Source organism: Salinicola peritrichatus (assembly GCF_003206715.1).
GTDB lineage: Bacteria > Pseudomonadota > Gammaproteobacteria > Pseudomonadales > Halomonadaceae > Salinicola > Salinicola peritrichatus.
Genome location: NZ_PZJU01000071.1, coordinates 1 through 858 on the forward strand (window position 1 = coordinate 1; position 858 = coordinate 858).

The 858-nt window shown below is 56.4% G+C and carries 2 protein-coding genes; both read left to right on the forward strand.

Annotation, left to right across the window (positions count from 1 at the left end; genetic code table 11):
• The first annotated feature begins 43 nt into the window (after positions 1-43).
• Complete coding sequence (locus DOM57_RS19910; RefSeq protein WP_162619610.1) at positions 44-382, forward strand: transposase; 339 nt, start codon at positions 44-46, stop codon at positions 380-382.
• Between the two features lie 26 nt (positions 383-408).
• Positions 409-858: IS3 family transposase (locus DOM57_RS21880; RefSeq protein WP_162619611.1), on the forward strand; the 450-nt coding region annotated here is incomplete at its 3' end.

Genomic DNA, 858 nt, shown 5'->3' on the forward strand with positions numbered 1-858 from the left:
TGTAGTGGCACAGTGAATCTGGCCACCTGACTTTGAGTGTATGATGGCTCACAGAGACAATCAGGTGCAGATGATGACGAAGAAGAGAACGTTTAGCCCGGAATTTCGCTTGGAAGCGGCCCAGCTCGTGGTCGACCAGGGCTACACGCTGAAGGCGGCGTGTGAGGCCATGGGGGTTGGCAAATCCACCATGGAGTATTGGGTTCGCAGGCTTCGCGCTGAGCGGGCAGGCAAGGCGCCGCTGAAAGGTGAGGCTCTGACGCCGGAACAGCGTGAGATCCAGGAACTGAAGCGCAAGCTGCGGCGAGTGGAAGTAGAGAAGGCAATATTAAAAAAGGCTACCGCTCTCTTGATGTCGGACTCCCTGAGCAATTCTCGATAATCGAGCGACTTGAAGAGAGCTACGCGGTGCAGCACTTGTGTCAGGTGTTTGGGGTGCATCGCAGTAGCTACCGGGCTTGGCGTAGTCGGGATAGAAGACCTTGTGAGACTGAGCAGAAGCTGCTGGATCAGGTTGTCGAGGCGCATACCGTCAGTAACGGCTCTGCCGGCGCTCGCAGCATTGCAAAAATGGTCACGCAGGCAGGAATACAGTTGAGTCGTTATCGGGCCAGCAGGCGGATGAAGCAGCTGGGGCTGATGAGTTCGCAGCCGCCGAGGCACGCCTACAAGAAGGCTGATCAGCCACACCTGGATATACCGAATGTTCTTGATCGGGAGTTCGATGTAAAGAAGCCCAATCAGGTATGGACCGGCGACATTACCTATATTTGGACAGGGGCACGCTGGGCTTATCTGGCAGTGGTCATCGACACCGAACGTGCGCGCTTGGGCACGCTGGAAGGCGTCAGCCTTGAT

What these genes read in the sequence shown, in the direction of transcription:
- DOM57_RS19910 (WP_162619610.1), top strand. Translation starts at nt 44, where the DNA reads ATGGCTCACAGAGACAATCAGGTGCAGATGATGACGAAGAAGAGAACG.